Annotated in this window: 4 protein-coding genes; all 4 read left to right on the forward strand. The window is 43.8% G+C overall.

The genetic code is table 11. The features are described 5' to 3' along the window. A partial coding sequence (locus A3761_RS26805) for a hypothetical protein (RefSeq protein ID WP_197472787.1) occupies window positions 1-637 on the forward strand: 637 nt, incomplete at its 5' end. A gap of 21 nt (window positions 638-658) precedes the next feature. Continuing rightward, a complete protein-coding gene (locus A3761_RS03470) occupies window positions 659-2,737 on the forward strand; it encodes a molybdopterin cofactor-binding domain-containing protein (protein WP_068515303.1) in 2,079 nt (692 codons plus the stop codon). A gap of 139 nt (window positions 2,738-2,876) precedes the next feature. After that, window positions 2,877-9,617: a type I polyketide synthase gene (locus A3761_RS03475; RefSeq protein WP_068749821.1), complete on the forward strand. Its 6,741-nt coding sequence runs from the start codon at window positions 2,877-2,879 to the stop codon at window positions 9,615-9,617. Beyond that, the coding region (locus A3761_RS03480; protein WP_231881142.1) for a condensation domain-containing protein at window positions 9,617-10,313 on the forward strand (697 nt) is incomplete at its 3' end. The genes A3761_RS03475 and A3761_RS03480, both read left to right, overlap by 1 nt.

Consider the following 10,313-nt stretch of genomic DNA (forward strand, 5'->3'; position numbering starts at 1 on the left):
AAAAGGATTTTCTAGCACCCAACAAGGCCATGGGGTAAAAGGTACTATAATTTATCCAACAATAGCCTGGGGCGTTCGTTTTTTTACTCGACTAAAGCACTTAGTAAGAACTAGAAAAACGATAAAACCGATATCCCAAGTTGAGAATTATAAGAAGGATTTAGAATACCTATACAACAAGGAACATAATCTCAAAATACTCAACATTAGAAAGAATGCTGAGTATTTTGAGTGGCGCTACATTGAAACACCATCACAGCACCCTTACGACATTCACTTCCTATACGAAGGAGAAAACCTATCAAGCTACTTGGTTACAATGATTAGTGAGTGGCAAGGAAAACAGGTTCTAGCAATTTGTGACTACTTAGCTCCAGATTCAGACTACCCTGATCTAATCAAGCTAAGTGAAAAGTTAGCCTTAGAAAAAAATGTTGATGCAATCATGTATCAAGGCATCAACCTGGACATGGAACACGAATTGAAGAAGTCACTTTTTATAAAACGTCCTCATGGTGATCTATTTATGCTTCACTGTAAAGGTGAAGCCTGCAATCTAATGCAAGCACAGGATATAAAAAATTGGCGAATTACATTTGCAGACTCTGATATGGATTTCATGTTCTTCAAACCTTAGATAGTTTATGAATACCAGCTTATGGATACTAATCGTAGAGAATTCTTAAAACTAACCACTAGCGCCGGTGTAGGCCTTTCACTTGGCATTTCTCTCAATGGCTGTAATGAATGGAATACTGAAAGCCTAGCATTTTCACCAAAAGCTTGGCTAAGTATTCACACAGACAATCGAGTTGTCATTACCTTACCCAAAATCGAAATGGGGCAAGGAATCATTAATGCAATACCCGCAATCATAGCGGAAGAATTAGATTTAGAATGGTCAACTATAGAAATCAAGCTGGCTGACGCGGACACGAAGCATGCCCAACTTCGAACCAGTGGAAGTAGCTCAATCAAGTCACTATGGCTCCCTCTTCGAACTGGGGCTGCAGGTGTCAGGGGCATGCTACTACAAGCAGCAGCCCAAACTTGGGAGGTTGATCAACAAAGTTTAAGCACCAAAAATGGCCAAGTTATAAACCAGCAAACAGGAAAGCACATTAGTTATGGCGACTTGAGTAAGCTGGCCAGCACATTCCACCCCCCTAAAAATCCTGCTCTTAAAAAACCTAGTGAATTTAACTTTATAGGGAACAAAAACCCTAGCCTAAACGTTCACGACATCGTCAAGGGACAGGCACAATATGGTATCGATACTGAGCTGGAAAACTTGCACTATGCTGCAATTACTCACGCCCCCACATTTAAATCAACACTAGCGTCAGTCTCCACTACAAGGCAATTAAGCTCCGGTGTTAAAGGAATAGTAAAGCTAAATAACGCCGTTGCGGTTGTAGCTACGTCCTATTGGCTAGCGAAAAATGTCTTATCAACCTTAAATATTACATGGCACTCCGAAACAGATAATGACCTAAACCAAGCTCAGATAGAAAGAGACTTTATTGATGCCTTAAGTCACACTGGCAAGCTCGTAAAACAATTCGGCAACGCCTTCCCTTCAGGAGAAGGTATCAGTGCTGATTATCACAGCGCGTATCAAGCTCATGCTTGTATGGAGCCGATCAATTGTACCGCCCATATTCACGATGATGGCTGTGACGTATGGGCACCAACTCAACATCCAATGATGGCCCTTGGTGCAGCGAGAGAGGCATACCACACACAACTTGGTAAATGGAGTTCAAAAGTTCTTCGTAAACTTGGAATATCTGATAATGTTAGAGTTCATACCACTCTTTTAGGAGGAGGATTTGGTCGTCGACTGGAGCAGGACTTTGTTACCGAAGCTGTCATCATTGCAAAAGAGTTCAACTTTCCGGTTAAATTACTCTGGTCAAGAGAAGAGGATATACAAAATGATTTCTACCGACCTTATTCATCTCACCGTATAGAATCCCAAATAGACAAAGGGAAGATTACTCACTGGAGACACACAGCTTCTGGGGCGTCAGAGGGGAAAATAAGTGGTGGTGCCATTGACTTCCCATACGATATTCCCAATCGGTCACTCTATTTTCAAACGCTAGATCACGGTATCCCTATTGGTTCTTGGCGCTCCGTTGCCTATTCAAATCATGTTTTTGCAACTGAAAGCTTTATAGATGAAATAGCTCACTACGAAAACACAGACCCTTTTCTCTTTAGACAAAATTTACTTCGACACGATGACCGTTCAAAGAGGCTTTTAGAAAAGTTAAAAGAGGTAAGTAAATGGAACTGGCATCTTAGCAAAGGAGAATATATTGGCATCGCCTTTAATAGAGGGTTCGGAAGCTATATTGCATTAACAGTTCTGCTAAACAAGAACAAAGAAGGCATTACAATTACGGAAATCCACTGTGTCGTTGATTGCGGCACCGTTATCGACCCAGACTCAGTGACAGCTCAAATAGAAGGCGGAATTCTCTATGGATTAAATGCTTCGTTAGGTCATTCAATCACAATACAGAACAACCGCATTGAGCAACATAACTTTGATGATTACCCCCTGATTAAAATAAATGAAACACCAAAAATATACATTGAGGTAATTCCTAGCAATGTTGATCCTGGTGGAATTGGTGAAATAGCCGTGCCAATCATCGCACCAGCCATCGCTAACTCAGTTTATTCCGCTACAGGGGTAAGGCATAGAAGAACGCCGTTTAAACTTTAGTGACTAAAGAAGTATCAATAGATCGATATTAAAGGAAATTACCTTGAAATAGACTGCTTCAATCTCTAGCTTCCCACTCAGAAGTAAGTGACACTGCAATAATTATATAAACTCTAACACCCAAGGCAAAGAGGTCAGCTTGAATTTCATCGACACGGTCAAACAAAACTTTGACTCTATCCCCACGTCAATAGCGATTCAAGATAATCAAGTCTCGATAAGCTATGCTGAACTCGGGCAGCTTGTTGCAGGAATCAATTCCAGGCTCAAACAGTTGGAGCTAGAACAAGGTAGCTACGTTGGTCTATATTTCGAATCGAAACCCTTGGCGATAGCAAGTATGATCGCGTTGCTGGACTATGGCTGTGCCTACATTCCTCTTGACCCGATCTACCCCAACGATCGATTGGCATACATGCTGGAAAACGCGAATGCGAGCTTTGTGCTATGTGATAGGGTATGTGAATTTGCGCCGAAGTCGACCAAATCAATTAACTTTAGTCAAACATTCCCTACAGAAGAAACCTTAGAACAGGTCCTAGCAAATAAGTCCCAAGCATTTAAGAACTTTGGCATCGATAGCGCTCAACTAGAAGAATCGACTGCTGCCTATTTAATCTATACCTCGGGTTCAACAGGGCGCCCCAAAGGCGTCGCGATGCCCCATGGCCCTCTAAATAAGCTGATCGACTGGCAGAATGCTCATTACAACGAAAACTACGCCCCTAAGACCTTGCAATTTTCCTCGCTCAGTTTTGATGTATCTTTCCAGGAAATCTTTTCTAGCTTATCACTTGGCGCAACGCTATACACTCTTGACCCACTGATCAAACAAGACTTTAAGTCTCTTGCTGAATATATACTCGAACATCAAATCGAACGAATTTTCATGCCTTATGTCGCCTTGAAAAACCTGATGCAATGGTTTGTTCGACTAAACATCGTGCCGAAGTCCTTGAAAGAAGTTATCACCGCGGGCGAGCAGCTAATTATCACTGAGGATATTAGGTCTATCTTCGAACAGCTCCCTAAGACAAGCTTGTCAAATCAATACGGCCCTTCAGAGTCTCATGTGGTAAGCGAACTTATCATGAGAGCCCCTGCCAGCGATTGGCCGGAAATACCCCCAATTGGTAGCGCATTACCTCACGCGAAACTTAATATATTGAATGATAATGGCCAAAATGTCAGAGCTGGAGAAGTAGGAGAGCTCTATATTAGCGGCCCAGTTTTAGCTACTGGTTACATAAATAATTCGATAGAGACAAACAAACGCTTTGTCACTATGACGATCAATGGCAAAGAACAACTTTGCTATCGTACAGGGGATTTGGTCTCAGCAGATAATAAGGGCCAGTTAGTTTATTCAGGTAGAACTGATAACCAAGTAAAAATTAGTGGCTATCGTATTGAGTTATCGGAAATTGAAGCCTGTTTAATGAAGCATGAGAGTGTCTCCAATGCAGCTGTAACAGTTTCAGAGAGCGAAGCGCAAAAATCGATTATTGCTTTTATTGTAAGCAACTCTGAGGATGCTTCAATACTCAAAGCATACCTCACGCAAGAGCTACCTGCCTATATGCAGCCGTCTCATTTTCTGTTCAGCGATGCACTGATGACAACGCCTTCAGGGAAAATCGACCGCAAGAGTATGCTCGCCCAGTATCACGCCAATCAAGGTAAGTTAGCTGAGCAGGTTTCAAGCATGCAGAAAGAGCAGCTAATAGCTGTGCCAGATAAAGTGTCACTAAGCTCAATGATCTATTCCTTGCTTGGTAACGACAATATCGACACATCAAAAAGTCTGGTTGATGTAGGCATGACATCACTCATGGCGAACCAGTTATCAGTTCAGCTATATGAAAGCTTTCAGCTAGATATACCCGCCTATAAGCTTTTTCAATACGCTTCGATAGACTCGTTTATCAATCATCTTAGTAAGCAAGTGAGAACTAACAACTATCAGACACGAAATACTAACTCCCGCAAAGATGGCTCTCGTGACATCGCTATTATAGGCATGGCCATTAATGCACCTGGCGCAAATAACCTTCCACAATTTTGGGAGAACTTGCTAGCAGAAAAAGAAAGCCTGCATGTATTTGCACCCACGTCAGCAGATGGTGAAGTTAACACTCGAGGTATCATTGCAGAGCCTCTTGCTCTCGATGCGAGTTTTTTTGGAATTTCACCAATTGAAGCCGAGTTTATAGATCCACAGCAACGCATTATGCTCGAGCTAGCTTGGCACGCCATAGAAGACTCTGGAATTGTTGCTGACGAATTTCCGGGACGTATTGGCGTCTTCTGTGGTACCGGTAATAATTCATACTATTTAGAAAATGTTTTAAAAAACCCTGAAAAGCTCGCTGACTATGGCGCTTTACAAGCTATGGTCGCAAATGAAAAAGATTACACCGCAACACGAATTGCGCACAAACTTAACTTAAACGGCCCTGCAGTCAACATTCAGACTGCCTGCTCGACATCTCTGGTAGCGGTGTGCCAGGCTGTTGAAGCTCTCCGCTCTGGCGAATGCGAGGTCGCCATTGCTGGAGCCGCTTCTCTCTCCTTCCCGCAAGAACAACCTCATATCCCCGAAGAAGGAAGTATCAAGTCTCATGACGGTCATACGCGCCCCTTCGATCGCGAGGCAAACGGCACTGTGTTTAGTGATGGTGGCGGTTTGGTCGTTCTAAAACGACTCGATTACGCTATCGAAGACGAAGATAGAGTAACAGCCGTTATCAAAGGTGTAGCAGTCAACAATGATGGCGCTCAAAAAGGCAGCTTTTCAGCCCCAAGCGAAGAGGGTCAGAAAAACGTTATTCTGGCAGCACAACAAGATGCTGGACTCACTGCAGATAAGATAGGGTACATAGAAGCTCACGGAACCGCTACCCCCATTGGTGACCCTATCGAAGTATCGGCCCTGAAAGCAGTCTTTGAACAAAACTCTAAAATACCTGAAGCTCAGTGCCTACTAGGATCCGTCAAAAGCAACCTGGGGCATTTAACTGCAGCAGCCGGTGTCACGGGCTTAATAAAGTCTGCACTATCTGTATCGAAAGGACAGATTCCGGCCAGTATTAATTTCACATCACCAAACCCTGACTTAAGGCTAGAGTCTTCACCGTTTTCTGTCGCTACAACCACCGCTACTTGGAAACAGGAAATTGGCCAGCGATATGCAGGTATCAGCTCATTTGGCATAGGAGGCACCAATGCTCATGTGATTATCTCTGGGTATGACGCTGAGCCGGCAACTGCTTCTGCACAGACACCAACAAAACTACCACTGTGTCTTAGTGCAAATTCACCCAAATCACTCGCTGATCAAGCTAGGCAACTTGAAACATTTCTACTAAAAAATACTGACACAGATATCGATCACCTTAAAAACACCTACTGCTTTCACCGACAAGCATTGAAGTATCGACAAGCTATATTAGGAACAACTAGAGACAGCATTCTTAGTGAACTATCACAGTTCACTAAGAATGCTTCAGACGCGCCTACAAAGGACCCAAAGATTATATTTATGTTTCCTGGACAAGGAACTCAAGTTAATCGTATGGGTAAGAAGCTCTACAATGAACTTCCGCTCTTTAGAGCACATTTGGATAACTGCATCGAGATATGCAAAGACGAATTTAACGTCGATCTCATACATATCCTATTCTCGGATGATCCAAGCCTTCACCTTACTGAGAACACGCAAATAGCATTGTTTTCGGTGGGTTATGCTATTGCATCAAGTTTAATGGAGCTTGGTATCAAACCCGACGGAATGATGGGACACAGCATTGGTGAACTAGCTGCGGCAACCTTGTCTGGGGTATTCGATTTACACACGGCAATTAGAGTAGTTTTAACGCGCGGCAGAGTCATGCAAAGACAGGCGAGTGGTAGCATGTTAGCCGTAGAAAGCAGCTTTGACGCAATCAAGCACTTAATTCCGGATAGTGTTGTTCTTTCAGCTCAAAATACTCCTGAATCACTCACTCTCTCTGGTGAAGATGTTCATATTGAACAAGCAAAAGAAGCACTGGAGAAGGCCAGTATTCATTGCACAAAGCTAAGAACCTCGCACGCTTTCCACTCGCCAATGATGATCCCTGCCGAGCAGGCTTTCATCACAGAGCTCAAGGGCATTCATTGCAAAAAGCCCAGTATCCCATTTATTTCCTGTGTCAGCGGCGACTGGATTACAGATGAACAAGCAAGCGACACTCGCTACTGGGCTAGCCAGATAGTAGCTCCGGTACAGTTCAAAGGTGGCACTGAAAAGCTAAGCAAGTGGTCAAACCTTATTGTTATAGATTGCGGCCCAAGACGTGTTGCGTCTCACTTACTTAGCCAATGCTTGGAAGATAAGGATGACCTTAATATAATAACGGCCCTACCAAAGCCAACAGAAGAAGCTGAAGATAGCCAATTTATCGCCTGCCTAGGCAATATATGGAAAACGGGATTATCTGTCGACTGGCGTAAACTAGCCAGGCCGATAAAACCAGCGATGGGGTTTTTACCTCCTTATGCCTTTGAACATAAAGATTTCTATATAGCACCACAGGCCAGTCACTCCGCCTTCAACCTAGAACAAGAGCTTAGTAAGAGCTTTGACAGTAATCAGTCCAATTTCTTGGGCGACCTGACTCAACTTAGCCAAGGGCTGCAACAACAGTTTGCAGCCATGAATAACAACTTTCTCGATATTGCATCATTAGGCGCTAGCCCAGTCTCAATTCAGGAGACTCAAGTAGTATCTGGAACCAACTTATTTAATGATATAGAAGCCGACACCATGACGACAAACGCGATCAGCCAACTCAAAACACTTTTTTCAGATACTTCGGGCATCGACTTAAACGACGCCAATCCTGATGCAACCTTTTTCGAATTAGGCCTCGATTCTCTATTCTTAACGCAGTTAGCCTTAAAACTGAAAAAGACCTTCAAATCCAAAGTAACCTTCCGTCAACTTATGAATGAATATAGTTCATTCAATAAGCTAGCGACAAAGTTAGAGGGCGACGGAGCCTTAACTAGCGCGCCTGTGGCAACACCGAACCAAGCACCTGTTCACATTGACACGCCTTCTGTTTCCGCTCCTTTACCAGTAAGTCACGCGACTACCACCAATGCAAACGGCTCGCCTTTAAACAGTTTGCTTTCGCAGCAACTTCAATTGGTAAACAGTCAAATTGCTTTATTAAACCAATTAAGCCAGGGTCAAGCAGGAGCGCCAGTTCAAGCTTCAGTACCTGCCACTACACAAACCTCCGGCACCGCGGAGCTAAGCGATACTCAAGACAAAAAACCCTTTGGTGCGGGCACCCGTATTAACGTTAAGCGCTCAAATGAGCTCAGTGCCGATCAACAGCAGAATTTGGAAAAGCTTAGTCAGCGCTATAATGCCAAGTTTTCAAAGTCTAAAGACTTCGCTCAAGCAAACCGCTCCCAGCTCGCGGACCCTCGAGTAGTCTCCGGGTTTCGAGATAAACTGAAAGAGGTTATTTACCCTATTGTTGTCGAGAAGTCTGCCGGCGCACACCTTTGGGATATCGACGGAAATTGTTTGATTGACGTCACCTGTGGCTTTGGCTCAAATTTCTTTGGCAATGGTGCTGAATTTATTCGCTCGGCCGTTGCCAAACAGCTAGAAACCGGTTACGAAATCGGCCCCCAGAACCCCTTAACTGAAAAGGTATCCAAGAAATTTTGCCAGTTAACTCAACTAGAGCGTGTTGCTTTCTGTAATACTGGTTCTGAAGCTGTACTTGGCGCCATACGATTAGCGCGCACAGTGACAGGCAAAGAACATATCGTCATGTTTGAAAACGACTATCATGGAATCAATGATGAGGTTATCGTCCATCGAGGTTCGAATGGCCTACCGTTACCAGCAGCAGCCGGTATTCCTGGAGAGGCCGTCGCCAACACAATGATTCTAGACTACGGTGACCCACAGTCTTTAAAGTATATCGAAGAAAACGCCGATGACATCGCTGCTGTTCTGATCGAACCTGTACAAAGCCGAAACCCAGAACTTCAGCCTAAAGAGTTCGTTCAAGAGTTAAGGAGCTTATGCGATCAAAATGAGATGGCCCTTATATTCGATGAAGTCATTACAGGTTTCCGCCTCGGACCACGAGGAGCTCAAGGCCATTTCGATATTCCAGCAGATATCGCAACCTACGGTAAGATTATCGGTGGAGGTATGCCAATTGGTGTTATTGGAGGCAAGTCCAAGTATATGGACGCCTTAGATGGTGGCCAATGGCGATATGGTGATGACTCATCGCCCGAAGTTGGCGTAACCTACTTTGCGGGAACCTTTGTACGCCACCCACTCGCGATGGCTGCAGCAAATGCAGTATTAGATAAACTAATAGCCGAGCCTACTATACAGCAGGATTTGGGCAACAAGACCGCTGCAATGGTCGAGCAAATGAACCTGTACGCAAGCCAACGAAATGCTCCGATCAAAGTCGTGAACTGCCAGTCCCTATTCCGTTTTAAAATTCCCCAAGATATCGCTTACGAGGAACTAATATTTACGCTGTTGAGAGAAAAAGGAATCCATATATGGGATGCACGCCCATGTTTCCTTACCACAGCTCATAGTGATGAAGATATCGCTGCAATCATTAAAGCTTTTGAGGAAGCCGTCGACGAAATGCTGTCGTTAGGATTCTTTCCCGAGCTCGATCCGAGCAAAAACACGAACACCCAAAACACTGAAGAAACGGCGTCATTGCAAAACACTCCACCAGTTCCAGGAGCTAGATTAGGAAAAGATTCCCAAGGAAAGCCTGCATGGTTTATAAGGGACCCTGAACAACCTGGAAAATACAGAATGCTAGAGCAAAACTAATGACTAGCCAAATCAAGACCATACAATCTGTTTCGGTAGATTTCGACCCCTTTGCTGATCAAAAACCGACCCTGATAAAATCGGTTCCGTCCACGGCAGCACAACTTGAAATATGGTCGTCTGTCCTGATGGATCCAAAGGCTTCAAGCGCTTTTAACGAATCCTTTACCTTAAAGTTTAAAGGAGAGCTCAGAGTGCCTGCTCTCATCAATGCACTTGAGCTAACCGTTGCAAGGCATGATGCTCTCAGAGCCAGTTTTTCTGAAGATGGCACAAGCTTTAGAGTATTCGACTATCAGGAAATTCAATGCAGCTTAGAAAATATTGAAAAACAAGCTCTTGAAGAACTTATTGAAAGCGAAGCCCGCGAGCCTCTGGACCTAGTCAATGGCCCTTTATTCAGAGTTCGCTTACTGAAAGAGTCGGATACCTGTCACTACCTGATATTCACTGCTCATCATATTATTTGTGATGGCTGGTCTCTTGGCATCGTGATCGCAGATTTGTCAGCCTTTTACAATAGCACCGTAAAGGGAAATTCGGCTGATTTAGAAGAAGCATACTCTTTTGTTGATTTTGCTGGTCAATCTTCAGAGAACGAGGACAAACAATATTGGCTAGATAAATTTTCAAAAAGAATTCCCGATTACGAGCTTATATTAGATAAAGACCGCCCCAAGAATAGAACCTTCAATG

The sequence above is a fragment of the Oleiphilus sp. HI0123 genome (genome assembly GCF_001635315.1).